Here is a 26,765-nt window from a genome sequence, read left to right as displayed (position 1 = left end):
GACCAGCTCCGACGACCCGAGCGCTCCCAGCAGAGCACGCCGATCAAAGGGGTCCCTTTTGGATGCCGATAGGGGGTCCCAGTCGAACGCCGATTGACAGACTTGTTGAAAGTTGATAGAGCCAGCTGCGAGAACGCGTTCCAGTCCGATCGCGCGAGCCCCACCGTCTCGTCGAGAACGTCACAGCCGGTCTCTAGGATCGCATCGGTAGGGATCAGCGACCAGCATCCGGATTAGCTGTCTTCTTTTGTCATTCGGCCGGTGAGTCCTAGCCTGCGTTCGCCTTCAACCCCGCCGCCTGGATGCCCGCGACCGCGCAGGCCTCGTCATTGTCGGAGGTGTCGCCGGAGACACCGACGGCGCCGAGAAGCGTCGTGCCGTCCATAATCAGCACGCCGCCGGGGACCGGCACCAGTGCGCCCTTGGCGATCGTGTTCACCGCGTCGATGAAAAAGGCCTGCTCCTGCGCGCGCTGGAACAGCGCGCGTGAGCCCATGCCCATCGCCAGCGCGCCATAGGCCTTGCCGTGCGCGATCTCGCCGCGCATCAGGCTGGTGCCGTCCTGCGCAGCCGCGAGCTTGAGCACGCCGCGCGCGTCCAGGATGGTGACGACCAGCGGCTTCAGCTTGAGCTCGCCGGCCTTCGCGAAGGCGGCGTCGAGAATTTTGCGGGCGGTGTCGAGGGTGAGCTCAGCCATGGCTGGTTTCCTTTGTAGCTGGAGAACTGGAATTGGGTCCGTCGCGATCGAGGCTCATGGCCAGCACCCGCGCGACGTGAAGGGCCTCGCGCCCGGCACCTTCGTGGATCTGGTGCCGGCAGGAGGTGCCGTCGGCGACGACCAGCGTAGTCTGGTCCGCGCGCCGCACGGCCGGCAGCAGTGACAGCTCGGCCATCTCGATCGAGGCATCGTAAGTGTCGGCACTATAGCCGAACGCGCCGGCCATGCCGCAGCAGCTCGATTCGATGGTCTCGACCTCAAGGCCGGGGACGAGGCGCAGCACCTGCTCGACCGGCTTGAAGGCGCCGAAGGATTTTTGGTGGCAATGGCCGTGCACAATGGCTTTGTCGGCCAGGTTACCGAGCGGCAGTTGCAGCCGCCCGGCCTCGGCCTCGCGCACCAGAAATTCCTCGAAGGTCAGCGCGTGGGCACCGACCGCCTTGGCGTCGTTGTCCTTGCGTAGCGAGGCTAGCTCATCGCGGAGCGTCAAGAGGCAGCTCGGCTCTAGACCTATGATCGGCACGCCGCGCGCGGCGAAGGGCGCGAAGGTGGCCACGAGACGATCGAGCTCGGCCTTGGCCTCGTCGACGAGGCCGGCTGACAGGAACGTGCGGCCGCAGCACGGCGCGCGACTGCCGCTCGACGGCTTCGGCAGATGCACGCGATAGCCGCCGGCCGCGAGTACGCGCAGCGCTGCGTCGAGATTTTCGCGCTCATAGATGCGGTTGAACGTATCGGCGAACAGAACCACTTCGCGGCCGCTCTCCGGTCCCACGCTGTCAGCCGGCGGCACGAACACATCGTTGCGGAAGGCGGGCAGGGCACGGCGCGCGCTGATGCCGGCAAAGCGCTCGAACAGCTTTCGCAAGAGCGGGCTGCTGTTGCGCAAATTCGCCAGCGGCGCGAAACGCGATGCAAGGTCGGCATACCGCGGGAGGTAGCCCACCAAGCGGTCGCGCAACGTGAGGCCATGGGACTCTGCGCGCGCGGCCAGCACTTCGATCTTCATCTTGGCCATGTCGATGCCGGTCGGGCATTCGTGGCGGCAGGCCTTGCAGGAGACGCAGAGTTTTAGCGTTTCCATCATCTCGTCGGAGGAGAGCGCATTGGGGCCGAGCTGGCCGGAGATCGCGAGCCGCAACGTATTGGCGCGGCCCCGCGTGACGTCCTTCTCGTTGCGCGTCGCGCGGTAGGACGGGCACATCACGCCGCCCTCGAGCTTGCGGCAGGCGCCGTTGTTGTTGCACATCTCGACCGCGCCCTGGAAACCACCGCCGGCGCCGGGATAGGCGGACCAGTCGAGCCTCGTCTTCAGCTCGCCGACCCGATAGTCGGGCCGGTAGCGGAACAGCGAGCGGTCGTCCATCCTGGGCGCATCGACGATCTTGCCGGGATTGAGAACGCCGTCGGGATCGAAGCGCTGCTTCACGTCCTTGAAGTCGGCGACGAGGCGTTCACCGAACATGGTCTCGTGGAATTCGGAGCGCACCAGGCCGTCGCCGTGCTCGCCGGAATGCGAGCCCTTGTATTCGCGCACCAGCGCAAACGCCTCTTCGGCGATGGCGCGCATCGCCTTGACGTCCTTCTCCAACTTGAGATTCAGCACGGGCCGCACATGCAGGCAGCCTTCGGATGCATGCGCATACATGGTGCCGCTGGTGCCATGCTTGGCAAACACCTCGTTCAGCCGTGCGGTGTAGTCGGCGAGGTGTGGCAGCGGCACCGCGCAGTCCTCGACGAAGGAGACCGGCTTGCCCTCCTGCTTCATCGACATCATGACGTTGAGGCCGGCGGCGCGGAAATCGGCAATGCCGCTCTGGAGTGCCGGCTCCGTGATCTCGACCACTCCGCCCCATTTGCGCTTGTCGTTGTTCCAGCCGAAGCCGAGATCGCCCATCAGCTCGCCGAGCTGCTTGAGGCGCGCCAGATTGTCCGCCTGGTCTTCCTCGGCGAATTCGACCACCAGCACGGCGTCTGGATCGCCCTTGATCGCGGCGGAGATGATCGGCTTGAACATCGCGATGTCGCGGCCGAGCGCGATCATGGTGCGATCGACCAGCTCGACTGCGATCGGCTTGAGCTTGACCAGATGCTGGGTCGCGTCCATCGCTTCGTAGAAATTGCCGAAATGGCAGACGCCGAGCGCCTTGTTGCGGATCACAGGCCACAGCTTCAGCTCAACCTTGGTGGTGAAGGCCAGCGTGCCCTCGGATCCGACCAGGAGATGCGCCATGTTGTTGGGTGCATTGCGCGGCACCAGCGCATCGAGATTGTAGCCGCCGACGCGGCGCTGCACCTTGGGAAAGCGCGCGGCGATCTCCTCGGCTTCGCGCATCCCGAGATCGAGCATGTCGCGGAACAGGGCCCGTGCGCTGTCGCCGGCCTCGACATCGGAGAGATCGCGTGAGACCTCGCCGAAGCGGCTGAGCGTGCCGTCGGCGAGCGCAGCTTCCATCGACAGCGTGTTGTCGCGCATGGTGCCGTAGCGAAGCGAGCGGCCGCCGCAGGAATTGTTGCCGGCCATGCCGCCAATGGTGGCGCGCGAGGCCGTGGAGACGTCGACCGGAAACCACAGGCCGTGCTTCCTGAGCTGGCGGTTGAGGTCGTCGAGCACGATGCCGGGTTCGACCACGCAGGTGCGGCCCTTGACGTCGAGCGACAGGATCCGGTTCAGATGCTTGGAGAGGTCGACCACGAGCCCGTCATTGACGGTCTGGCCGCATTGCGAGGTGCCGCCGCCACGCGGGGTGACCTTCAGCCCCTCGTCGCGGGCGATGGCGAGCGCCCGTAGCGCCTCGTCGATGGTCTTAGGGACCAGCACGCCGGCCGGCATGATCTGATAGAACGAGGCGTCGGTGGCGTAGCGACCGCGGCTGAAACCGTCGAAAAGGACGTCCCCGGTCATTTCCTTGCGCAGGCGCCGTTCGAGCGAGGAAGCGTTTGTCATCCCTGATCCCGGACCGATCGAGCGAGGTGGCCCAGCCTTGCTGAGTTATTCACTATGTCTCGCGTTCGATTACATTGTGAATTCAAAATGAGCAACCCGGCCGTCCTCAGGACTAGGCCGGTGCGTTCTCTTGGGGCTCGGTCAGGTGCTCGATCGCGGCCGCCCGCTTGTTGCGCAGGTGTTGGAACAGGATGTCGCTGAGCTCGCTCGCGGCCCGGCGGCGCAGCGCATCGAGAATGGCCTCGTGCTCGCGCATCGCCTCCGCCCAGCGCTGCCGCTTGCGTGCGAAATTGGCGGAGTAGCGAACGCGCCGGATCCGGCCGGCGAAGTTGGCGTAAGCCGTCTTCAGCGTCTCGTTGCGCGCGGCCGCGACGATGCTCTCGTGGATCCGCTGGTTGGCCTGGAAATAGCCGTGCATGTCGCGATGCAGGTAGCGGCCGTACATCCCGTAATGCAACTGCTCGATCGCGGTGATTTCCGCGTCGGTGATGGCTTCGCAGGCGAGGCGCCCGGCGAGGCTCTCCAATCCCGCCATCACGTCGAACAGCTCCTCGAGGTCGCGCTGGCTGAGCTGACGCACCCGCGCGCCGCGGTTCGGTAGAAGTTCGATCAGCCCCTCGGCAGCAAGCACCTTCAAGGCTTCGCGCAGGGGCGTTCGCGAAATGCCGAGCATCTCGCAGAGCTGCCGTTCGGGAACGCGCCCACCTTCCGGAATATTACCCTCGACCACGTAGTCGCGCAGCCGCAGCAGGATCTCGCCATGAAGCGAGGCCTCCTGGCGGTCGCCGCCATTTGTGGCGGGCGGGGCAATCGGAACCCCGGTGTTGGGAATCGTGGATTTCATTTGCAGCACAGTAGTTTGCCTGTTTGGTCGCGTCGACGGCCACAATCGAATACCAAAATTCGATTGAAAGGACAAAAAATGAATGCAAAATAGCCGATGGGGCCGGTGAGAGTCCCACCGACCGGGAGGTTTCCATGCATCAGGGACGCCATTTCCTCCAGATTCCAGGTCCGAGCCCGGTCCCCGAGCGCGTGCTGCGCGCGATGGACATGCCGGTCATCGACCACCGCAGCGCTGAATTCGCCGAGCTCGGCCGCGCCGTGCTTGAAGGCAGCCAGAAGATTTTCCAGACCAAAGCTCCCGTCGTGATCTTCCCCTCGTCGGGGACCGGCGCCTGGGAGGCCGCGATCGTCAACACGCTGTCGCCGGGCGACAAGGTGCTGATGGTCGAGACCGGCCATTTCGCCACGCTGTGGCGGCAGATGGCCGGGCGCTTCGGCATCGAGGTCGATTTCGTTCCGGGCGACTGGCGCCGCGGCGCCGATCCCGCCGTGATCGAGGCCAGGCTCACCGATGACACCGCGCATGCGATCAAGGCCGTCATGGTCGTGCACAACGAGACATCGACCGGTGCGACCAGCCGCATCGCCGAGATCCGCGCCGCGATCGATCGCGCCTCGCATCCGGCGCTCCTGATGGTCGACACCATCTCCTCGCTCGGCTCGGTCGACTACCGCCACGACGAGTGGAAGGTCGACGTCAGCGTCAGCTGCTCGCAGAAGGGGTTTATGCTGCCGCCCGGTCTCGGCTTCAACGCGATCTCGGACAAGGCCCGTGCCGCGTCCAAGACCAACAGGATGCCGCGCTCCTATTTCGACTGGGAGGAGATGCTCAAGCCCAACGCGAAAGGCTTCTTCCCCTACACGCCGGCGACCAATCTGCTCTACGGCCTGCGCGAGGCGATCGCCATGCTGCTCGAAGAGGGCCTCGACAACGTGTTCGCTCGCCACCAGCGGCTGGCTGCTGCGACGCGCGCTGCCGTCAAGCACTGGGGCCTTGAGATCCTGTGCCAGGAGCCGGCCGAGTACTCGCCGGTGCTCACGGCCGTGCTGATGCCGCCGGGACATGATGCCGACCAGTTCCGGAAAGTGGTGCTCGACAATTACAACATGTCGCTCGGCTCCGGCCTGTCGAAGGTCGCCGGAAAGGTTTTCCGCATCGGCCATCTCGGCGAATGCAACGCCCTGACGCTGCTCGGCGCGCTCACCGGCGTCGAGATGGGCTTGTCGGTTGCGGGCGTGCCGCATCGCTCCGGCGGGGTCGACGTCGCGATGAAGCTCTTGGAGCAGCGCCCGCAGGGCAATGCATCGCCGCATCTGAAGGTCGTCGGCACGTAAGGTGGTCGCGGTGAAAGGGGAGGGTATCCGAGGGCAGGTCGGCCCGTTATGCACGGACGGACCCTCTTGGAGGAGGGGACAAGCCGGTCAAATGGTGCTATTCGGCGCCCACAAACCAAGGCTAGACCGGGAAGGACGCCGATGACCGTGCATACTGGAAGGCATTTCTTACAGATTCCAGGACCGACCAATGTGCCCGACCGGGTGCTGCGGGCGATGGACATGCCGACCTTGGACCATCGCGGTCCGGAGTTCGCCGAGCTCGGTTTTGCGGTCCTCGCCTCGATGCAGCGGGTGTTTCGCACCAAGCAACCCGTGATCATCTTCCCCTCGTCCGGCACCGGCGCCTGGGAAGCGGCGATGGTCAATGTGTTCGCGCCCGGCGACAAGGTTTTGATGTGCGAGACCGGCCAGTTCGCCGTGCTGTGGCGCGGCATCGCCGACAAGTTCAAGCTGGACGTCGATTTCATTCCAAGCGACTGGCGTCATGGCGCCGATCTCGCCGAGATCGAGAAGCGTCTTGCCGCCGACAAGCAGCACGCGATCAAGGGGGTCTGTGTCGTGCACAACGAGACGTCGACCGGCTGCGTGACCCCGCCGCTCGAAGTGCGCAAGATTCTCGACCGCACAAAGCATCCGGCGCTGCTGATGGTCGACACCATCTCTGGCCTCGGCTCGATGGAATACGAGCACGATGCCTGGGGCATCGACGTCTCCGTCGCCGGCTCGCAGAAGGGTCTGATGCTGCCGCCGGGGCTCGGCTTCAACGCCGTCTCGGAGAAAGCGCTCGCGGTGGCGAAGGCCAACCCCGGCATGCGCTCCTACTGGGACTGGCAGGAGGTTATCAGCTTCAACAGGCTCGGCACCTTCCCCTATACGCCCGCGACCAACTTGCTGTACGGCCTGCGCGAGGCAGTGAAGATGCTGGAAGAAGAGGGGCTCGAGAACGTATGGGCCCGCCACAAGCGCCACAGCGTGGCGACGCGTGCCGCGGTCAAGGTCTGGGGGCTGGAGACGCAGTGCGCCGATGCCAACGCGCATTCGCCGGCGCTGACCGGCGTGCGCATGCCCGAGGGCCACGACGCCGACGACTTCCGCAAGGTGGTGCTGGAGAATTTCGACATGTCGCTCGGCACCGGCTTGAACAAGGTCAAGGGCAAGGTGTTCCGGATCGGACATATCGGCCATTTCAACGATCTGATGCTGATGGGCACGCTGGCCGGCGTCGAGATGGGGCTGGATCTCGCCAAAGTCCCGCACCGCGGCGGCGGCGTGCTGGCGGCCATGGACGTCCTGAAGGGACGCGACGTGAGGCCGATGGCCAAGGCGCAGGTCGCCTGAACCACTCTAAAGCGCAACAAGCTTCGTCGCGCTTTGGATCTATCGTTTGAGCATGATCTTTTTCGGAGAACCGCTGCACACTTTTCCGGATCATGCTGCAGTTGAACTGAAGAGAGCGCGCGATGAACCTACCTGCGACCGCCAACGAAGACCTGCTCTACTCCGTCCAGGACGGCATCGCGCGGATCACCTTCAACCGCCCGCAGGCGCGCAATGCGCTGACCTTCGCCATGTACGAGCGCATGGCGGAGATCTGCCAGGAGATCAACGCCGACCGCTCGATCAAGGCGCTGATCCTGACCGGGGCCGGCGACAAGGCATTTGCCTCCGGCACTGACATCTCGCAGTTTCGCGCCTTCAAGACCGCGCAGGACGCGCTCGACTACGAGGCCCGTATCGACCGCGTGCTCGGCACGCTCGAGCAGTGCCGCGTGCCCGTGATCGCTGCGATTGCGGGAGCTTGCACCGGCGGCGGCGCCGGCATTGCAGCCTGCTGCGATCTCCGCATCGGCACCGAGACGACGCGGATCGGCTTTCCGATCGCGCGAACGCTCGGCAATTGCCTGTCGATGTCGAACATCAGCCGCGTCGTCGCGCTGGTTGGTCCCGCCCGCACCAAGGATTTGATCTTCAAGGCGCGCCTGGTCGAGGCGCCCGAGGCCCTGGCGCTCGGCCTGCTCAGCGAGGTCGTGCCTGACATCGAGACGCTGCAGCGCCGCGCCGACGAGACCGCAAAGCTCGTCGCCAGCCATGCCCCGCTGACGCTGGAGGCGACCAAGGAGGCGGTGCGTCGCATCCGCCGCACGCTGTCGCGCGAGGAGGGCGAGGACCTGATCCTGAAGGCCTATATGAGCGAGGATTTTCGCGAGGGCATGGATGCCTTCCTCAACAAGCGCACGCCGAACTGGAAGGGCAAGTAGGGAATTTGCTCAAAGAGCGATCCTGATCGAGAAAGCGAAACAGTTTCGTTTTCTGCTTCGGTATCCAATTCGCGCGACGATTGACCGAAACTTTCAGCGCGTAGGATCTTCTGGAGCGCCGCAGGCGGCCGGCGCTTTATCGGGCCAGTCGAAGCGCGTGCTTTTCGGCGCCTACGTCGAAACCGTTCAGCAGACTATTCTACGCTGATTATGCAACGTTGCGAAATCGACCTGCCTCCACCGGTTGGACTCGCCAAGCGTTCGCAGAGATGAGCGCCGACTGTGGCCGGCCAACGAATTTCCGAAATCACCTCGGCCGTTACGAAGAAAATCCTGGTGCAGGAATTCATCGGTATGTGCACTCGATCCTCGTGCCAAACAGGCTGCCATCGGTCTGTTAGACGCACGCCGCATCTCCAATTCTGATAGATGCATAGTGGATGGAGATTAGTTTGGTTACGAGCTCTCATCATGCTTGGCTTGGTGCCGACGACTAGCTGATATGCAAAGCACCAAAGTAGTGCTTTTGGTATTTACATATTTCCGAAAGCGAAACAGTTTCGCTTTTTAAGATTTTTTGTTTGAGTTAATCAAATTGCCTTGACGGAATTCCGAAGCGCTCTAATCTTTCTTGCGGGGTAGGGCGACAGTCCTGCGGGGGGTCCACAGGATTTCAGCGTGAGAGGGACCGCATGAGGGACGTTGAGAATTACGACTTCACCAAGATTCCCGCCGAGTGCCGCGAAGAAGTTCGGCATCTGACGATCCAGATCCGGGCGTCTTTCCGATCTTCCACCGAACGCAACATCGCGGCCGGCAAGGCGCTGATCGCGGTGAAGTCCAAGCTTAAGCGGGGTGAGTTCGCCACCTACTGCGTCGAAGCTCTCGATCTGAATCCTCGAATGGCGCAGCACTACATGTGCCTTGCAAAGTTGGCGGACCGTCTCGGCGAGGAGGTCGTCTCTCAAGTGCCCCCCGGCGTCGCCTATAAGCTCGCTGCCAAGGATGCCGATTCCGAAGTGGTGCAGGCGATCTTGGCCGAAATCGCCGCTGGCAACATTCCGACGATCGCGATCGTCGTGGAGCGCATGAAAGACGCGAAAGACGCCGGCGCGCGGCGCCGCCACGGCGAGATCTCTTCGGAGGAGATCGACCGGCTGGCCTTCATGCTGACCTCCGCGCTGTCGTCCGCTCAGCTCGCGGCGTTCGTCGGCTTCCTGGCTGACGCCAAGTCTTCGGCGATCGGCGAACTGGGAAGGAAGTGCGGTCTGCTTGGCGGCGCGACCGAGGCACCGGTTGTTCCTCGTCCGCTTCCCCAGACCGTCTTCGGTTAGTTCATTCCGCGGTAAGGATTGCCGGTCTCCTGGCGAAGCGCTGATGTCCTTCATCAACGCACCCATCGTTGGCGCGGCGATCGCTTGTCCCGTTTTTCCGGACGCTTGGCGTCCGACAATAAGGAGGCTGGACCAGCAATGAACGTAAACGTCCGGACACTGCTGGAGCGTACGCTGGCATGTTGCGAGCGCATTCCCAAGCGCGAAGTCAGCCCGAACGCGCTCGATGCCTACCTCGCGGAGTTCGAGCGCATGCTGGCATCGGGCAATCTCGATCCGTTGCGGCCGGAGATCAGCCGCGGCGGCTTCTATTTTTCCCGTGCTGCATTTCATACTGGAGCCAGGATTTCTCTGATCAACCTGTTCTGGGCCTGCTACGATGCCGCAGAACGGGAAGACGCAGATCTCGCTCTGGACTATGCGCGCCGGCTCCATCGGATGTTGGTCCTGGTCGAGAAGGCCTTGGCGCTCGAGCCCCCTTGCGAGCCTGGCGTTCTGCCCTTCGAGAACGGACCTTCCCGTTGGAAACCGTCCAAGACCGAAGAGACGGAAGAGGGTGAAGAATCCGGCGGCGGCTCGGGCGGAAAGAAGGACGTCTTGGCAGTCCTGCACAAGAGAGGGGGCGACTGGACGAGAGAATTGTGGGACGGGGTTCCCACGGACTGGAAATATCGAGCGGCGCTCGCGGTTTGCTTGATCGCTCCGATCAGGCCCGAAGAGCTGACTGAAGGGCTGCGCAACAACGTGCATCGGGTGGGCGTTCGTCTTTCCGTGCGAGATAATGAGCTCGCGATCGAATATACACCCGCCAAGAGCCATCGCGGCCGATATGGCACCGGCCGCAGCACGATAACCGTAGACTGGATCATTGTCGGAGGGCCGGCGCAGTATCTTGCCGACTTGTGCGCGGGCGGGTGCTCGGTGGTGACGATCGCTTCGACCGATGCTTTCCGCAAAGCGCTTGGCAGGCTCGGCGAGCGCGTTCTTCGCGACGCGGTTTCCATCACGCCCTACGTCGTAAGGAACCAGGTTGTGGCGGACCTGAAGGCAACTTACGGGGCCGGAAGGGAGGTCGCTATTGCTGCCGGCCACGGTACCGACAAGACCCAGTCTCATTACGGCCATCACCAGCATGGTCGGAAGCTGGTCGGCTACGTGAGGATCGAAGCCGCCAGAGAGCCTCGCACCGGCAGCATCGACCGCGCGAGGCAGCTCGCAAATCGTCGCACGCTGAAGACCAAGTCGGATCGCTGACGGTCTTAACTCCTGACTGTTGGACGCCAACTGGGCGACGTGCCGTTTCGGGGGAAGGTCAGGGCGAGAGCAAAAGATCGTTCGGGCGTTTCCGATGCAGGGTGTCTGTGGCGGCGCGCACTCGAGCGCAACCTGTGCACAAAACGATTGTGCGTCGGCAGGATGCAGCAATCGCACGACATCGCTCAATTGCGAGCGGCCCAAGCGTCATGCTCGCGCATCACGACCTCTACGATGCGACGCAAGCGACGGACCGAGCCGCCATGCCAATGGCGCGCGATGGCCTCTTTTTCCGTAGTCGTGAACGGGATCATCCAGCGACGGTCGAGACCACGATCGCGCAGGATGTCGGCGATCACGGCAGGCAGCAGGGCCTCGAGGTCCTCGGCGGTGGGCCTGGGAAATTCGATGTGCCGAAATCGATCGCGCAATGGGGAAGGCAGCGTGTCGGGGTGATTGGCGGTGGCAACATAGGAAACATGACGCAGGTCCAGTGCGGTCTGCAGAGCAGGATCAGGGTATTGACGCGCGGTCTCCAATTCCAGGAAGGCCAGCAGGCAGTCGAGCAACCGGCCATATTCGCGGCCAACCGCGGTTTTGTCGATTTCATCGATCAGGATCCCGGGGTTGGCGTGGCCTGCGCGGGCGATCGCCAACATGGGGCGGCAGACCTGGGCGCTCGACCAGCGCCGGTCGGTGCCACCGAAAGCCGAGCCGTCGACTGCCGTGGCATCGGTGCGCCAGAGAGATACTCCGAGGTGATGGAACATGCGCTCCACAAACCGCGTCTTGCCCGACCCCGGTTCGCCGCTCAACAGCAATGGGCTTACTCTCACCGTTGGCCGACCGACGAGATCGGCGAGGACGAAGTCGACGACGACGGCCGCATACGGAAACTCGGCCAGCAGTGCTCGACGCACTTCGGAGAGAGGAGGCATGGCGACGAGCGGCAAGGGGATATTGATGACCTTACTCAGGGGCGCGACGATGTCCTTGAGCCTATGGCGCGAGAACTCTGCCGAATCCAATTGGGCGACCACAACCTGGCCGTTCGGCGCCGGCGTATCGCCGCGTCCATTGCCCTTCACGGGAGCCACGGCGAGATCGGCTTTGGTCCGTTCCACGCGTTCCCTGGTGGCTTGCGCCGAGATTTTGGCGGTGGCGGCCTCCATCCGATATGTTGCCATGCGCGCACCCAGAGCCGCCGCGGCGGTCGCGGCCGGGGTCTGAAAGGTTCTGGTGACGTCGTCCGCACAGACCGGCAAGGCTGCCCAGCCATAGGTCACCGCCTCTGCCTCGGCGGCGAGGTGAGGGGGGCTGTCGTGGTCGAGCTTGCGCAGCGCGGCGAGCAGCGCTCGAGCGACACGGCGATGGTCCTCGATAAGAGCCCGATCGCGGGGCAGTATCAGCGAGGTCAGGCGGATGCAATCGGCAAGTCCCCGCAGCTCACTCTTGTCTTCGGCGACGGCGCGGTGGTCGAGCTCCGCCGCGAGCCTGTGACCCGTTTCGGCATTGGGCATGCCGAGCCATGCGGCGGTGAAGGGTAAGCCGGGACAGCTTTCCTCGATCTCTGCAGCAAGACGCCGATGGACCGAATTGACGCCGCGCGAGGCGAGCAGCCCATAACGCAGAATTCGCGGCAGCATGGCGAGTTCGTCGTCGCTCGCGGCCGAATCCTCAGCCGCTCCCTCGAGGAGATCCAGATCGAAATCGGTGAACGGCGTGTCGTCCGTATCGTCGGTCATCGTCTTGCCCCTGAATGCGTCGCTGCAACCGGCCGAACCGATCGGTGCCGTGACCGACCTCGACAGGCACGGAAGGCAATGCTTGGTGCTTCGGATCTCGATGGGCGGTGAAGTGCCGCCATGCGGTGAGAGACCGACGTCACACGCTCCCGGGAGCGTGCAACGTCGAGATCCGTACTAGAGGTGCATCAGGGGGCGCTGATTGGGATCGATCGCCCGCCACTTCGAAGAGTCGACATGGGCGCCGCACGCCACGGCGGCGGCGATCGCCATCGAGGGCAGAGCGACGTCGACCGTCAGGCGCATGCGATCGGAGGCTCCTGGGATCGGGCTCAATACGCCAGCATCGAACAGTGCCGCGCGGCGGGCGCGGTTGACCGCGCTCGCGCTCGGATTCGTGGTGATGCGGATGTCCGAACCGGCGGCCACCACGAAGCGGTCGCCGGCGGGATAGCCGTGTGCCCACAGCGTATCGTCATACCGAAGCTCGAACTCGCTGCCGCCGCGCGGCAAATCGACACCGATTTCCATCGGACCGGTCTCGTCCGCCTCGACGGTTTCGGACGCGGAGACCTCAGCGACCTGCTCGTGCGCGTTGGCGAACGGCGAGGGCTCGAAAGCGGCGAGGCCGGCGTCGAACAGAAGCCGCTTGCTGTCCTCCAGGATGCGCTCCAAAAGCGGAACGTCGAGCGGGTCGACTTCGGGCAAGCGGGGCGGGCAACCCGCCACCACCTGCAACGCGCTGCACGCCCTGGCGGTCTGCGTCAACGTGTACTGCAGATAGACAGCCGTGTCCTTGGTGAAGCGGAACCCTTCGGCGCCCCTGACAACAAAGATCCTCTGCACGAAGGCCTTCTGGGGATCGGCGGCATGTTCTCCCAACCGGCGGCCGAGATTGTTGGTCTCTCCGAGATAGATGCGCCCCGAGCCGACCATGGTGTAGAAGGCGGGGCAGGCAACCTCGCTTGCGATGAGGTCCGAAATCAGGGTCCACGGAAAGTCGAGAACCCGGACATGGGCGGCGCGGTCGGTGACCTCGCGCACATCGGCAATGCCGCCGTACGGCCGGTAGATGTGCGTGGTGCTGCGGGCCAGCACGGCCTTGCTCTTGAACAACGACATTGAAGAACTCCTGGGGCTTATGAAGATCCTCGTTCCGACGGGCAGCACGGCACCCGGCTCGAACGGGCAAGTGCGCGGTGCGGCCACGTCACGCTGGCGCGTCATAGGTCCGCGGATCGAAATCGGGGGTGAGTATGGCGGTGCTAGTTCGAGGGCGAAGGCAAGGCCATTGCCTCGTTCGCCGACTTGTGGCGCGCGAGCGCGTGCAAAGCGAGCACGGCCTGCCCCCCGGGGGAACCCCAGTCTCCGTAAACAGCGCGCTTGAAAGCGGAAACGATCGCCGAATCGGCGGTATAATGGCTCTTAGCCATGATGGACTCCTGGTTAGTCTGTTGTGGTCAGGCCGTCGTCCGGTGCTGCAACATCGGCGGCGGCCGCCTTCGCGTTCATTGCGATGGCAGGACAAATGTAGAACGCGGATCTGAGAAAACCCAGCGGCGGTGGCATAAATTTTTAGTGGAATGGTTAACGCCGCTGCGGTTCGTTTGAGCGCGGCGGCGCAGCCTATCGTAATCGAGAGGCCACGTGCAGGAAAGGAGCTTTGGTTGAAGATCGATTGTTTTGAACCATCGTCTCGTTCTCGCGTGAGAACTTTGTCTATGGATCCGCTCTAGGAGCGTGGCCGCAAGTGCGGGTGCACCGCGACTCGTCGCCTCAGCAGCAGGTTCCGCCCAAAGTCACATTGCGCAACTGCCCGAACGTGCCATTACTTGCCGAGACAGGGACGTGCCGAGCTTGTCAGCAATAGAACCACAGGGAAGAGACGCGTGCGAAAACTGATGATGGTCGCTTGCAGTGCAGGAGCATTATTGGCATCTGCTCCCGCCTTTGCCGGCTGGGAACCGGCAAAGCCCGTCGAGATCGTGGTGGCGGCGGGCGCGGGTGGCGCCTCCGACCAGATGGCGCGGATGATGCAGGCCGCAATCCAGAAGAACAATCTGATGAAGCAGCCGATGGTCGTCTCGCTCAAGGGCGGCGCATCGGGCGCGGAAGCGCTGATGTACATGAAGTCCAGCGAGGGCGATCCGAACAAGTTGCTGATCGCCTATTCGCTGATCTACATGCTGCCGCTGTCGGCAAAGATCCCGTTCAACTGGCGCGAGCTGACCCCGGTCTCGGTGATCGCGCTCGACCAGTTCGTGCTGTGGGACAACAGCGCAGGTCCCAAGACGATGTCCCAAGACGATGAAGGAGTTCGTCGCGGCCGCGATCGCAGCGCGCGCATTGCGTAGGGCGTGTTGCGGACGGTGAAAGCTGCGCGCGGAATCAGATCAGTTCAAGCGAGCGCTTGAAGTAGGCGATCGTCTCCTTCAGCCCATCCTCGAGCGCGACCTTCGGCTCCCAGTTCAGCGCCACCTTCGCCTTGGCAAGGTCGGGCTGTCGCTGCCGCGGGTCGTCTTGCGGCAGCGGCTTGAACGCCAGCGTCGAACGCGAGCCCGTGAGCTTGATGACCTTCTCGGCGAGTTCGAGGATCGTGAACTCGGAGTTGTTGCCGAGGTTGATCGGGCCGGTGATGTCTTCCGGTGTCACCATCAGCCGCGTAATGGCCTCGACGAGATCGTCGACATAGCAGAAGGAGCGGGTCTGCCCGCCGTCGCCGAATACGGTGATCGGCTCGCCCTTGAGCGCCTGGACGATGAAGGACGACACCACACGTCCGTCGTTGGGCTGCATGCGCGGGCCGTAGGTATTGAAGATGCGTGCGACCTTGATCGGCAGGCCGTGCTGGCGCCAATAGTCGAAGAACAGCGTCTCGGCGCAGCGCTTACCCTCATCGTAGCAGGAGCGGATGCCGATCGGATTGACGTTGCCCCAATAGTCCTCGGTCTGCGGATGGATCAGCGGATCGCCATAGACCTCGCTGGTGGAGGCCTGGAAGATGCGCGCCTTCAGTCGCTTGGCGAGGCCGAGCATATTGATGGCGCCGTGCACCGAGGTCTTGGTGGTCTGCACGGGGTCGCGCTGGTAGTGGATTGGCGAGGCCGGACAGGCCAGGTTGAAGATCGCGTCGACCTCGATGTAGAGCGGGAAGGTGACGTCGTGCCTGACCGCTTCGAACAGTGGATTGGCGATAAGATGGGCGATGTTGCGCCGGCTGCCGGTGAAATAATTGTCCGCGGACACCACCTCGGCCCCCCGCTTCGAGCAGTCGCTCGCAGATATGCGATCCGATGAAGCCGGCGCCTCCGGTCACGAGGATGCGGCTGTTATTGTAGCTTTCAAACGGCATGATCGGTTCCAGGAGGGATCTCGGGGGGCAGACTCGTCCGGGGAGGGAGGCCGGCAGAGTGGTATCGGCTATGGGCGGAAAAGCTAATAGGCTTGCATTCCGCTTATGACCTTCGAAAGTGAACCTGATCCTGAAGGCCTAGATGAGCGAGGATTTCCGCGAAGGCATGGACGCCTTCCTCAACAAGGGCAAGACGAATTGGAAGGGCAGGTAAGGTATCATAAGCTTTCGGCTTCGTCAGTCGAAAGTCATATACGATGAATTGCCCGCCTGCTTGAACTCGTCAGTATTAGTCCGCACAATGCAGGGATATTTTTTCCGCACTACAACTCAAAAAACATCAGGGGATGAAACTCGTGCGAATTCCAGTGAAGGCCATCGGCGCGGCGACGGCGCTGTTGTTGAGCACGCCGGCCTTTGCCGGCTGGGAACCGGCAAAGCCCGTCGAGATCGTGGTGGCGGCGGGCGCGGGTGGCGCCTCCGACCAGATGGCGCGGATGATGCAGGCCGCAATCCAGAAGAACAATCTGATGAAGCAGCCGATAGTCGTCTCGCTCAAGGGCGGCGCATCGGGCGCGGAAGCGCTGATGTACATGAAGTCCAGCGAGGGCGATCCGACCAAGGTGCTGATCGCCTACTCGCTGATCTACATGCTGCCGCTGTCGGCGAAGATCCCCTTCAACTGGCGCGAGCTGACCCCGGTCTCGGTGATCGCGCTCGACCAATTCGTGCTGTGGGATAACAGCGCAGGTCCCAAGACGGTGAAGGAGTTCGTCGCAGCCGCGAAGGCGGCTAGCTCGCCGTTCAAGATGGGCGGCACCGGCTCCAAGCGCGAGGATCACGTGCTGACCGTCTTCCTCGAGCAGAAGACCGGCGCGAAATTCTCCTATCTGCCTTACAAGTCGGGCGGCGAGGCGGCGACCCAGTTGGTCGGCAACCACACCGAAGCCAACGTCAACAACCCCTCCGAAAATCTCGAAGTCTGGCGCGCGGGCCAGGTGCGTCCGCTCTGCGTGTTCGACAAGGAGCGCATCGCCTACACCACCAAAGTGACCGAGACGCAGTCCTGGGCCGACATCCCGACCTGCAAGGAGGAGGGCGTCGATGTCCAGTACCTGATGCTGCGCGCGATGTTCCTGCCCGGCAAAGTCACGCCGGAGCAGCAGGCGTTCTATGTCGATCTCTTCCACAAGGTGACACAGACCGCCGAGTACAAGGATTATATGGAGAAGCAGGCCCTGAAGCCGATCTTCCTCACCGGCAAGGACATGGTGCAGTTCCTCGAGGAGGACGATGCCATAAACAAGGCGCTGATGACGGAAGCCGGATTCGTCGCGAAGTAGCTGCTTGTCACCTCGCCCCGCTTGCGGGGAGAGGTCGGATTGCATTGAAGACGCGATCCGGGTGAGGGGGGACTCTCCGCGAGTCCAACTCTCACTGGCTCCCCGGAGACTCCCCTCACCCGACCCTGTCCCCGCAAGCGGGGAGAGGGGGAATTGAACGCACTCCGTCCGTGACAGGTAATGTCCCAAACCGATCTTGAAATCGTCGTCGACGATCCGACCGCGCCTGAGGAGGACTCCCCCTCCGTCGTTTCCTCCGGCACGATCGAGATCGTCGTCTGCCTCATGCTGCTGGCCCTCGCGGTCACGCTCGCCTACGATAATTGGCGCACTGGTGCGGCTTGGGATGCGACCGGGCCCGAGCCCGGCTATTTCCCGTTCTATCTCTGCGTCATCCTCGGCGGCGGCAGCCTCTACGGTCTGATCGCGGCACTCCTCGCGCACCGCGCGCCGCGCGAGACCTTTGTCACCCGGGCGCAAGCCCGCCGCGTGATGGCGGTGTTCGTGCCGACGCTGCTGTTCTGCCTATTGACCCAATTCCTCGGCCTCTATGTCGCGAGCTTCCTCCTGATCTCCGGCTTCATGCGCTTCGTCGGCAAGATCGCGCTGTGGAAGTCGCTGCTCACAGCCTTCGTGTTCACGGCGATCATGTTCGTCACCTTCGACATCGCCTTCGACGTCATCATGCCGAAAGGGCCGCTCGAAGCGGCCCTCGGGCGCTAGGGCGGATCGCGATGGAAGCGTTTGGTCTCCTGATTCACGGCTTCGCGGTCCTGCTGACGTGGAAGACGGTCGTGCTGATGCTGGTCGGGCTGGTGCTCGGCATCTTCGTCGGCGTGCTGCCGGGGCTCGGCGGCCCCAACGGCGTTGCGATCCTGTTGCCGCTCACCTTCACGATGGATCCGACCTCGGCGATCGTGATGCTGTCCTGCATCTATTGGGGCGCGCTGTTCGGCGGCGCGATCACCTCGATCCTGTTCAACATCCCCGGCGAAGCCTGGTCGGTCGCGACCACCTTCGACGGCTATCCGATGGCGCAGCAGGGCAGGGCGGCGGAGGCGCTGACCGCGGCGTTCACGTCCTCCTTCATCGGCTCGCTCGTCGCGGTGCTCTTGATCACCTTCCTCGCGCCGATGATCTCGTCCTTTGCGCTGAAATTCGGTCCGCCCGAGTTCTTTGCGGTGTATCTATTGACCTTCTGCTCCTTCGTCGGCCTCGGGCGCGAGGCCAAGCACAAGACCGTCATCTCGATGTCGCTGGGTCTCCTGCTCGCCGGCGTCGGCATGGATACGGTCTCGGGCAATCTGCGCATGACCTTCGGCTCGGCCGAGCTTTTGCGCGGCATCAACTTCCTGGTCGCGGTGATCGGCCTGTTCGGCATCAGCGAGATCCTGCTGACGATGGAGGAGCGGCTGGCGCTGCGCGGGCATGCGGCGAGCATCTCGCTCCGCGTCGTGCTCAGCGTCTGGAAGGACTTGCCCAAATATTGGGTGACGCTGCTGCGCTCGTCCTTCATCGGCTGCTGGCTCGGCATTACCCCCGGCGGCGCGATTGCGGCGTCCTTCATGGGCTACAACCTCGCCAAGCGCTTCGCCAAGAATCCCGAGGGTTTCGGCAAGGGTCGCATCGAGGGCGTGTTCGCGCCTGAGACGGCGGCGCATGCGTCCGGCACCTCGGCGCTGCTGCCGATGCTGGCGCTCGGCATTCCCGGCTCCGGCACCGCGGCCATCCTGCTCGGCGGGTTGATGGTCTGGGGGCTCAATCCCGGCCCGCTGCTGTTCGTCGAGCACAAGGATTTCGTCTGGGGCCTGATCGCCTCGATGTATCTCGGCAACGTCGTCGGTCTCGCGCTGGTGCTGACGACGGTGCCGATCTTCGCCTCGATCCTGCGCGTGCCGTTTGCGGCGGTGGCGCCAATGATCGTGGTGTCCTGCGCGATCGGTGCCTATGCGATCCAGAACGCGATGTTCGACATCTGGCTGATGCTCGGCTTCGGCATCGTCGGCTACGTCTTCAAGAAGATCGGCATTCCCCTGGCGCCGTTCACGCTCGCGCTCGTGCTCGGCAACCGCGCCGAGGATGCATTCCGCCTGTCCATGATCGGCTCTGGCGGGACCCTGAAGGTGTTTTGGTCCAACGGCCTGGTGGGCTCCATCACGACGCTGGCGATCGTGCTGCTGTTCTGGCCTGTCATCGACGGTCTGCTCGCCCGCGTTGGTTGGACGCATCGGACCAGGGCGACATCGCGCGAAGCATAATCTCTTAGAGACGATGTCGTTGTGTCCCGATGCGTCCAACGGCCTGGTGGCTCCATCACGACGCTGGCGATCGTGCTGCTGTTCCGGCCCTTTGATCGACGGCTTGCTCGGCCGCGCTGGTATTGCCCGCCAGTGAAACCCCAAACAAGGCCGCACCGTCTCTGAGTCGGCGGCTGCGCGCATTTGGAATGCCAGACGATCTCGCGTTCCATCCTTAGTGGCAGTGAGGGGACAGTGTTAGCGATCCGCCGACAGGAACGAGGCCATTGATCTCTTGATTGGATGATTGGAGCCGGCCTCCCTAGGCTGGCAGGCGGCCTCGGCTATCTCCCTCCAGCCGCTCCAGGGCCGCATCTCGCATGAACAGTGCGTAAATCCTCCGTTCAGCGGCGGTTGGGCATTAGCATCCTATAAGAGTCATTGCGCGAACTTGCTTCCATTGCCTTAGTTACAGCTCGATCAAAGGGGAGAGAAACAGTGCTTATTCAAGCTGCGCTACTAGCGCTGGGTGCCGTTGGACCAATATCGGCCGCACCTGTCCAGGAAGCTCAAATCCAACAAATCCAATTCCGAGGAAGAGACGGCGGCTGTCCGCCTGGCTACGACTTCAACTTTTCGAACGGCCGCTGTTATCCGAACAATTATCACGCCCCCGGGGTCTACAAGAGGCCGCTGCCCGATGATCCGCCTTACGGCTATTACCGGCCCCACCGGCAAAGGTACCCGTACCCACCAGGGTATTATGACCGCTACTAGGATGTCCGCGCGGGCTCTCTCTGACGATTGTGGAATCTTATGTCTGCTGGCGTCTTCGCGAAGCAATGCAGGTTGCAGCGGAATATGCATAAGAAAGCGAAGAAGCAGTCGGCCCGCGGCGGCAAACAGGATCACGCCCTCGTCGCGGGCGGACAGGACTAAGAGGTGCGGTACGAAGCAAAGAAGACGCGCCGATCGGTCTCTGCCGAACAATGTGAAGAAGGTGGGCGGCAGCCGTAAGAATGTTGAGCGGCGCTTAGGTCGATGAGGGGCCATCTATTAACTTAGAAACGAGCGTCGCCACAGCCAGTTCGAATGCTAAGTCTTGCGTGCCATTGAAAGACAAGACGTGTTGCCACTTGACCCCAGTTCTTCCCCCTTGAACTGGGCTTTCGTTTTGCGTCCGATTCACAAAGTTGAATGCATAAGGAGATGTTCTTGAGGATCAAACGACGTTTGCCGACCAGACGGCGGCAGACCGCTCGGTCCTGGCTCGTTTTCAATCGGGAAACCTCCACGCTGGGGCTGATGTGGTCTACGTCGGGTTTCATGCGCGGCAGCTTCGATCGACAACATCGGTACAACAGTCAAGGGGCTTCGGCGCCAACTTCCGCCTGAGGTGGCGCCATGCGCCTGCTTCACTAAGCGAGCGAATTGCCCATAGCTATGAACGTTTTTTCAACGAAAGCCCCAGGTGACATAGGAAGATGCACGTCGCCAGGATCGTCGCGAACCTCCACGGCTCACAAGCCCATTCCGGCAGCGATAACAGGCGCACCGAGACGTTTGCGGCCAGGAAGAACACAAGGTAGTGGAGTAGGTAGATCGAATAGCTCGCATCGCCCGCTCGAACCAGCCAACGGAACGGTGCGCGGCGCCAAGGCAGTCTGATGTTGACGAATCCGGCAAGTAGGGCAGCAACGGCAGGTGCGGTCCAAAATGGGTATTCGTGGGTGCTGCCTATCCATAACAAGGTGACGCCAATGATGATGAGCGGGATCGGACTAAGAAGGGCAAGCGGCTTTCGGAGGCTGAAGACGATGAGTATGTAAGTAACGAAGACGGGCTCATGAAGCCGTAAAGGATCGTCTGGAGAGTTCCGGACAGCCGAGCCCCAGTAATCGTTCGCCGCGCTCGCGGCTGCCGTACACCTCGCTTGGCACCAGGCCATCATACGACTCGCTAATGCAGGCCAGCGCATATGCGAGAGGCTGGGGCGGGTCTTGGATCACAACCAGGACGGCGATGCCAGCAGCGAGTACGCCGAGAACTGTCGGGTGCTGGTCCAAATGCTGATCGAATATCTCGACGGCATCGACCCCGACCCGGACCTAGAACCCACAGTCGGCGGCTCCTGTGACTACGAATGTGCGCCGCCAGAGTGATGCCGATCCGTCCCTTAGCTCTCTCGATCGCGCCCTGGATCAAGTCCGCGGGGTCATTGGCGCCTGCGACGACGTCGAGCATGAGCACGATGGGCGAGAGCCGGAGGACCGTGAGGACGATCCTGCTGAGAGCGGGATTGCGGACTGGGAGGTTTGCTGGAGCAGGCAGGAATGCAGGACTGGACGCATACGATCATGGGCTAGAGCGAAGCCCCGCCGGTTCACGCTGGCGGGCCTTTCAATTTAGGAGGCTGGCTTCTGCTGATCGCCTTCTGGGGACTGCAGCACCACGCATGAATTGCCGGCCTTGCAATCGGTTGCCGCTGGTGAACGCCGGTTGGCGTGGCTAGCATGACATGCAATCCGTGTGGCAGCGGCTACCGACCAAAGTTGCAGGAGTTTTCGGCCGACAGGTCCGTTGAACCTCGCCGCCCTTTCGATTAGGAGTTAAGAGGGCGGGGAGTTTTTTTATTTTGTTTCGTCCTTGGATAATTCTGGCTGTTTTGGGCTGCATGTCCTTTGCACACGGCGCTGTCGCACAGAACGTTGTGGGCGAAGCTCCATATGACGAGGCATGTCTAAAACTTGCACTAGTTGCAGTTTCAAAGGCGGAACTGTCGCAAAATAAAGAAGCTGTGGCTTGGCTGATCAAATGCGCTGCTCATCCAACTCGGCGGATGTGCCTCGGGGCCGACGCGTTTATCAAGGCTGAGCGGAAGGCGTCGCCCGTGATCTGCGAGGAAAAGTCGCTGCCCGAAAGTGCGGCGAGGTCCGCCCTAGTTGCTTATGAGAATGCGATAGCTCAGCCACCTCCGATAATTATGAGTCAGTCACCTCCTCCCGCAACCGCGAAGATCGCAAAATCTGCGCCAGATCCCGTCAAGCGGAAGAGCGCTTCCAGCCGAGTTGAGCGGCGACGCGGCGGCGGCAGTTAGTGGTGCGATACCGACCGATTCCTTGCATTTACTACCTGTTCATGGGAGGTCCGGCGCTAGCCCGAAGATTCGTTAAGAGGCAGCCGTAGTTCATAACTCCCTTCGGATCGCTGCGTGGCTCCAGTTCTCACGTTGATCCAATGCTTCTGCCGACCGCCACGGCACGGCCGATCGCGATGCTTGGAGACCAGGCCCTCGAGTCCCATGCGGCAAGCTGCCCGAAAGGTCGGGTCCGAACTCCCCGCGCTCGAAAGGGGCCACACTGATCCCCGGCCGGCGCGCCAATAGCTGCTGCACATTTGCTTTGCGCAGCTGGAGGGGCCGCAAATCGTCGCCGGCCATCGAGGATATCGAACGCGTAGAGCTGCACGTCGTGAGCATATAGCCGGCTGTATCATATATAGCGGCTGTGCAGCGCGTTGAAGTCGCTGATGCCGTCCAGCCCAAGGATCACAGCCTCGCCATCGATCACAAAGCGCTTCTGCCGGTTCTTCAGCGCCGCGCCTAAGCAATCAAGGGATACGCCTGGTCCAGTCGGTGCCATTGAGAGAGCAGGCGCACGCACTCGTTGTCCCATAACGAGCATCGGATAGCCATCGCGCTTTAATTCGTGAATCCAGTCCGGCCCTAAGGGCACTTGCTTGGCGGCGGTGGCCAAGCAGAGCTCGTACTCCATCGGATGGCGGAAGATTGGCACTTGCTGTGAATTTTACGGATCCTGGCCAATAGAGCACGTCCTGACCGGAACAGTGCTAAAGCGAATAGAGGACTGGGGTGACATGCTGATAGCCTCGTTCTCGCCTGGCCTTGATGCTTGAGGATCAGGGCAAACCTCCAGCGGCCCCGGCCTCACGACCCCTCTAAATTAGCGGGGCCGGCGCCGTCCAATCGCCATCATCGTCCCTTCGCTGCCGGCGCGCAGGATGGCGCCGCGCTGACCGCAAGCCCTACAGACGAACCGAGGCTCGAGCTGTGATAGCCGGTTCTCGTCCGGCCGTTTGTCGACTTCGGAGGCCGGAAGCTTCACGCTGTGGCCACAACGATAGTCCCGACAGAACGCGATCAAGTCACGCACGCCGGTCGCCCGCAGCTCGCCGAGCGTGATCTTGACCGGCCTTCTGTCAGCCTCAGTGCGTGTGGTAGATCGAACGGGACCTGTCATTCCGCAATCAAAGCGGCATCGTAAGTACCTCGCAAATTATCGTACGTAGCGGCTCGGGATGCGCGCAAGCTACTGCCCATCGTGGATATGGAGAACTAAACGGGCGCCTTCTTCTCGAAGCTCAAGGTGACCGCTAGCGTCACGGCCAATGCTTCCCCCATGTCGTGAAGAGAAGGCGAAAGGGCGTATTGCGCCGTGTTGCGTGGAGCAGCCTACGACCATTCCTTCCCGCTGCCGACCGAGACTGTCTTGAATATCCGGCCAATACGCAGGCCCTCCCAAATCACGACATGGTCGTCGGAGGCTATTTCTCCGCGTCCGTCGCTTAGTGAGGTCGTTCGGCATGTTCGCGGGCTTATCGCACGTGAACGCAAAGAGAACATTTGGGCTGCAGCAAAGCGTGTATCGGCCGCTTCAGCCGTTCGCACAGGAAATTTCCGGCGTTCGGCCCGGTGCCGCTCCCGGTTGCGTCTGGTCGGCCTGCTCAAACCCTCGACCAAGCTGCACTATGCTCACTTCATCTGCTGTGCGCTAATGTCTGTTGATCCCGACGTGTAGCCCCAGATGCCCCAGAGAAGCGCGAGCCGAACAGATCGCGCAGCGTGACTGAATGTGCTACCACGCGATCACACGGAGCTTCTGCTTTCAATGTTCCGGGAATGCGGAACTCAAGTGATGGGCGAAGACCTGAGAGTTCTTATCGCGATCACTGTCACGCCATCGTAGCCCTGGGCGAGTCCTTTGCAGTCCGATATCTGACCTCTTTCTAGCCCCAAACGCGGGCGTTGCTATCGCCTTCTGCGATTCGTGCTCTGGGATTGTGGTTGTGTGGCCGAGCCAGCTTCAGCGCCTGATGACGCCAACGTATCAATTCGCGAGCTCACGGCGCCAAGCTGATCAGAGAGGAGTTTGTGCTCCCCTTGGTTCATCGCGACCGCGCGTTGCAGCTGGCTCACTTGCTCGCCCAACTTCTGTTGGTCCGTCTGGATCTCGGTAATGGCCTGCTTAACACCGGCTATGGCTTGCTGAGTTTCGTTGATCGCGCTCTCTTGGCGCGGGGCTGCTGCGGCCTGCACTGAATCAATCTTCTGATTCAACCAGAATGTGCCGCCTGCAGCTAAGATGGCGACCAAGGCCAAAGCAAGCCAAGAAAGGAGTGGACGGCTTACGGACGGAGATGGCAAAGACGGGTCCATGCTGAGAGAGATCCTTGTACCGGGGAGCGGCGAATTAACGCCCGAGTTCTAACATGGTTGCAGCGGTAGTTCCTGTGCGCGGTATGTGAAAGGGGACCACAGAAACGATGCAACAGTTCTCACTCGTGGCTGCCAAACTTCACTAAGTGATCAACGGAAATCTCCCATCCACGCTTTCAAGCTTACGGTAGATGAATTAAGCTTGCTTCGATTTTACATCGAAGGCTGCACATGCGAAACTGCGCTTCGAGAAGCGCTCATCGCAATGGCCAGGCGCGTCATACGATACGGGCTTCTTTCAGTCTTGCGATTTCGTCGGCGTCGAAGCCGAACTCCCTCAGCACCTCGTCAGTCTGCTCGCCGAATTCCGGCGGCCGCGCCACCATCCTGCTCGGCGTGCGCGACAGCGTCACGGGCTGGCCGACCAGGCGGATGTGGCGGTCCTCGTTGTTCGGCACGTCCTGCGCGATGCCGAGATGCTTGACCTGCGGGTCCTCGAACATTTGGTCGATGGCATAGATCGGCCCGCAGGGCACGCCGGTCTCGTTGAGCTCACGGACCCAGGTCTCGGTCGACTTCGTGACGGTCCGCTTCTCGATCTCGGCGTTGAGCGCGTCGCGGTTCTTGGAGCGGGCAGGGGCCGTCGCGTAGTCCGGATGGGCAAAGAGCTCCGGCGCGCCGATCGCCTGGGCGCAGCGCTCCCAGATCCGCCCGCCCGTGGTGGCGATGTTGATGTATCCGTCCGACGTCTTGAACACGCCAGTCGGGATGCTGGTCGGGTGGTTGTTGCCGGCCTGCTTGGCTACCTCTTTCTCCATCAGCCAGCGCGCGGCCTGGAAGTCGAGCATGAAGATCTGGGCCTGAAGCAGCGAGGTCTGCACCCATTGGCCCTTGCCCGAGACCTCGCGCTCGAGCAGCGCGGTGAGGATGCCCATGGCGCAGAACAGGCCCGCCGTGAGGTCGGCGACGGGAATGCCGACCCGCATCGGTCCTCCGCCCGGCGCGCCGGTGATCGACATCAGCCCGCCCATGCCCTGCGCGATCTGATCGAAGCCCGGCCGCTTGTGATAGGGGCCGTCCTGGCCGAACCCGGAAATGCTGCCATAGACGATGCGCGGGTTGATCGCGGCGAGGCTCTCATAGTCGATGCCGAGCTTCTTCTTCACGTCGGGGCGGAAATTCTCGACCAGGACGTCGGCTCTGGCGGCAAGGCGCTTGAACACGGCGAGCCCGCGCTCGTCTTTCAGGTTCAGCGTCATCGCCCGTTTGTTACGGTGCAAATTCTGGAAGTCGGAACCCCGCCTGGGTCCGCCCGGCTGCTCGCCACCGGCATCCTCAGTCAGCGCGTCGATCTTGATGACATTGGCGCCCCAATCCGCGAGCTGCCGCACGCAGGTCGGCCCGGAGCGGACCCGGGTCAGATCGAGCACGGTGAAGCGCGACAGGGCTTCCGAGGCATGCGGAAAGGGCATCGTGAAAGGGCTCCGGGACAGATTGCGGCGTCTACCATAGTGCCGAAAGGCCATGCGGCAAGCCTGGGCTGGAGCGGATGCCGCCTGTCGAAATGCAATGGCTGGCGCGGTTTGCTGCGCTGCGTGAAGGGATCAGCGCGACAGGCGCTTCAGTTCCGCGCGCGCCTGCTCGGCCAGCGGGGTGTCGCCGTGGCGCGCAATGAAGAGTTCGAACGCCTCCCGCGTTCCTTTCCGGCGGGCGACTTCGTATTCCTCGGCCACCGCAACGGCAGGATCGCGAGCCATTGGCGTGGAGGGCGAGCGGCCGGCCTTGCTGCCGTCTTCCGCGTTGGCCTTTTCTACCATGACGAGCAGCCCTCCGAAGGGCGCATGATCGAACGTGGCGAGCGCTGCCAGGGCGCCGAACAGTCCGGCCGCGAATGAGCGTTTTGTCATGAAACCCTGCAAATCATGGGCGCCGCATGGA

Annotated in this window: 19 protein-coding genes and 3 pseudogenes; 11 read left to right on the top strand and 11 right to left on the bottom strand. The window is 62.5% G+C overall.

Annotation, left to right across the window (positions count from 1 at the left end):
• Positions 1-268: 268 nt before the first annotated feature.
• The 3 genes from IVB01_RS07840 to IVB01_RS07830 form a co-directional block, all read right to left on the bottom strand.
• On the bottom strand, positions 269-697 hold the full coding sequence (locus IVB01_RS07840) for a heme-binding protein (protein WP_247494404.1): 429 nt from the start codon (positions 695-697) through the stop codon (positions 269-271).
• Positions 690-3,665, bottom strand: a complete 2,976-nt coding sequence (locus IVB01_RS07835; RefSeq protein ID WP_247494403.1) for an FAD-binding and (Fe-S)-binding domain-containing protein — start codon at positions 3,663-3,665, stop codon at positions 690-692. Before IVB01_RS07835 ends, IVB01_RS07840 begins: the two co-directional genes overlap by 8 nt.
• A gap of 112 nt (positions 3,666-3,777) precedes the next feature.
• Positions 3,778-4,509: a GntR family transcriptional regulator gene (locus IVB01_RS07830; protein WP_247494402.1), complete on the bottom strand. Its 732-nt coding sequence runs from the start codon at positions 4,507-4,509 to the stop codon at positions 3,778-3,780.
• A gap of 134 nt (positions 4,510-4,643) precedes the next feature.
• On the opposite strand from IVB01_RS07830, the gene IVB01_RS07825 reads away from it, so the two are divergent.
• The 5 genes from IVB01_RS07825 (at position 4,644) to IVB01_RS07805 (ending at position 10,695) form a co-directional block, all read left to right on the top strand.
• Complete coding sequence (locus IVB01_RS07825) at positions 4,644-5,846, top strand: alanine--glyoxylate aminotransferase family protein (RefSeq protein WP_247494401.1); 1,203 nt, start codon at positions 4,644-4,646, stop codon at positions 5,844-5,846.
• A gap of 141 nt (positions 5,847-5,987) precedes the next feature.
• Positions 5,988-7,187 carry an aminotransferase class V-fold PLP-dependent enzyme gene (locus tag IVB01_RS07820; RefSeq protein ID WP_247278819.1) on the top strand — a complete coding sequence of 400 codons (1,200 nt, stop codon included), beginning with the start codon at positions 5,988-5,990 and terminating at the stop codon, positions 7,185-7,187.
• Positions 7,188-7,309: 122 nt separating this feature from the next.
• On the top strand, positions 7,310-8,107 hold the full coding sequence (locus IVB01_RS07815; RefSeq protein ID WP_247278818.1) for an enoyl-CoA hydratase/isomerase family protein: 798 nt from the start codon (positions 7,310-7,312) through the stop codon (positions 8,105-8,107).
• 692 nt (positions 8,108-8,799) lie between these two features.
• Positions 8,800-9,441 carry a hypothetical protein gene (locus IVB01_RS07810; protein WP_247494400.1) on the top strand — a complete coding sequence of 214 codons (642 nt, stop codon included), beginning with the start codon at positions 8,800-8,802 and terminating at the stop codon, positions 9,439-9,441.
• Between the two features lie 138 nt (positions 9,442-9,579).
• A complete protein-coding gene (locus tag IVB01_RS07805) occupies positions 9,580-10,695 on the top strand; it encodes a hypothetical protein (protein WP_247494399.1) in 1,116 nt (371 codons plus the stop codon).
• Positions 10,696-10,880: 185 nt separating this feature from the next.
• Here the strand turns inward: IVB01_RS07805 and IVB01_RS07800 are convergent, their stop codons facing one another.
• The 3 genes from IVB01_RS07800 to IVB01_RS07790 form a co-directional block, all read right to left on the bottom strand.
• Positions 10,881-12,440 (bottom strand): AAA family ATPase, encoded by a 1,560-nt coding sequence (locus IVB01_RS07800; RefSeq protein WP_247494398.1) that lies wholly within the window; start codon positions 12,438-12,440, stop codon positions 10,881-10,883.
• A 177-nt stretch (positions 12,441-12,617) separates the two neighbouring features.
• Positions 12,618-13,562 (bottom strand): hypothetical protein, encoded by a 945-nt coding sequence (locus IVB01_RS07795; protein ID WP_247278814.1) that lies wholly within the window; start codon positions 13,560-13,562, stop codon positions 12,618-12,620.
• A gap of 143 nt (positions 13,563-13,705) precedes the next feature.
• Positions 13,706-13,873, bottom strand: a complete 168-nt coding sequence (locus tag IVB01_RS07790; RefSeq protein WP_247494397.1) for a hypothetical protein — start codon at positions 13,871-13,873, stop codon at positions 13,706-13,708.
• A gap of 468 nt (positions 13,874-14,341) precedes the next feature.
• Between IVB01_RS07790 and IVB01_RS07785 the strand changes: the two are divergent.
• A pseudogene (locus IVB01_RS07785) lies at positions 14,342-14,771 on the top strand (tripartite tricarboxylate transporter substrate binding protein); the annotation flags it as partial.
• 57 nt (positions 14,772-14,828) lie between these two features.
• Here the strand turns inward: IVB01_RS07785 and IVB01_RS07780 are convergent.
• Positions 14,829-15,792: pseudogene (locus IVB01_RS07780) on the bottom strand (UDP-glucuronic acid decarboxylase family protein).
• A gap of 121 nt (positions 15,793-15,913) precedes the next feature.
• Here IVB01_RS07780 and IVB01_RS35675 point away from each other — a divergent pair.
• The 5 genes and pseudogenes from IVB01_RS35675 to IVB01_RS07760 form a co-directional block, all read left to right on the top strand.
• A pseudogene (locus tag IVB01_RS35675) lies at positions 15,914-16,006 on the top strand (enoyl-CoA hydratase); the annotation flags it as partial.
• Between the two features lie 148 nt (positions 16,007-16,154).
• Positions 16,155-17,135, top strand: coding sequence for a tripartite tricarboxylate transporter substrate-binding protein (locus IVB01_RS07775; RefSeq protein WP_247494406.1), 981 nt, complete (start codon positions 16,155-16,157; stop codon positions 17,133-17,135).
• Between the two features lie 180 nt (positions 17,136-17,315).
• Positions 17,316-17,858 (top strand): tripartite tricarboxylate transporter TctB family protein, encoded by a 543-nt coding sequence (locus tag IVB01_RS07770; protein ID WP_247494396.1) that lies wholly within the window; start codon positions 17,316-17,318, stop codon positions 17,856-17,858.
• 11 nt (positions 17,859-17,869) lie between these two features.
• Positions 17,870-19,393: a tripartite tricarboxylate transporter permease gene (locus IVB01_RS07765; RefSeq protein ID WP_247494395.1), complete on the top strand. Its 1,524-nt coding sequence runs from the start codon at positions 17,870-17,872 to the stop codon at positions 19,391-19,393.
• A 1,979-nt stretch (positions 19,394-21,372) separates the two neighbouring features.
• Positions 21,373-21,534 carry a hypothetical protein gene (locus IVB01_RS07760; protein WP_247494394.1) on the top strand — a complete coding sequence of 54 codons (162 nt, stop codon included), beginning with the start codon at positions 21,373-21,375 and terminating at the stop codon, positions 21,532-21,534.
• A gap of 1,329 nt (positions 21,535-22,863) precedes the next feature.
• Here IVB01_RS07760 and IVB01_RS07755 read toward each other — a convergent pair.
• From IVB01_RS07755 to IVB01_RS07735, 4 genes are all read right to left on the bottom strand, one after another.
• Positions 22,864-23,127, bottom strand: a complete 264-nt coding sequence (locus IVB01_RS07755) for a hypothetical protein (protein WP_247494393.1) — start codon at positions 23,125-23,127, stop codon at positions 22,864-22,866.
• A 1,292-nt stretch (positions 23,128-24,419) separates the two neighbouring features.
• A complete protein-coding gene (locus tag IVB01_RS07745) occupies positions 24,420-24,728 on the bottom strand; it encodes a hypothetical protein (RefSeq protein WP_247494391.1) in 309 nt (102 codons plus the stop codon).
• Positions 24,729-25,105: 377 nt separating this feature from the next.
• A complete protein-coding gene (locus IVB01_RS07740) occupies positions 25,106-26,299 on the bottom strand; it encodes a CoA transferase (RefSeq protein ID WP_247494390.1) in 1,194 nt (397 codons plus the stop codon).
• Between the two features lie 132 nt (positions 26,300-26,431).
• Entirely contained in the window at positions 26,432-26,734 is a 303-nt protein-coding gene (locus IVB01_RS07735; RefSeq protein ID WP_247494405.1) for a hypothetical protein, read from the bottom strand.
• Positions 26,735-26,765: the final 31 nt, after the last annotated feature.

The organism is Bradyrhizobium sp. 164, assembly GCF_023073715.1.
In the GTDB taxonomy this organism is placed as follows: Bacteria; Pseudomonadota; Alphaproteobacteria; order Rhizobiales; family Xanthobacteraceae; genus Bradyrhizobium.
The sequence above is the reverse complement of the archived record's forward strand: the minus strand, read 5'-3'. Positions and strand labels throughout refer to the sequence as shown.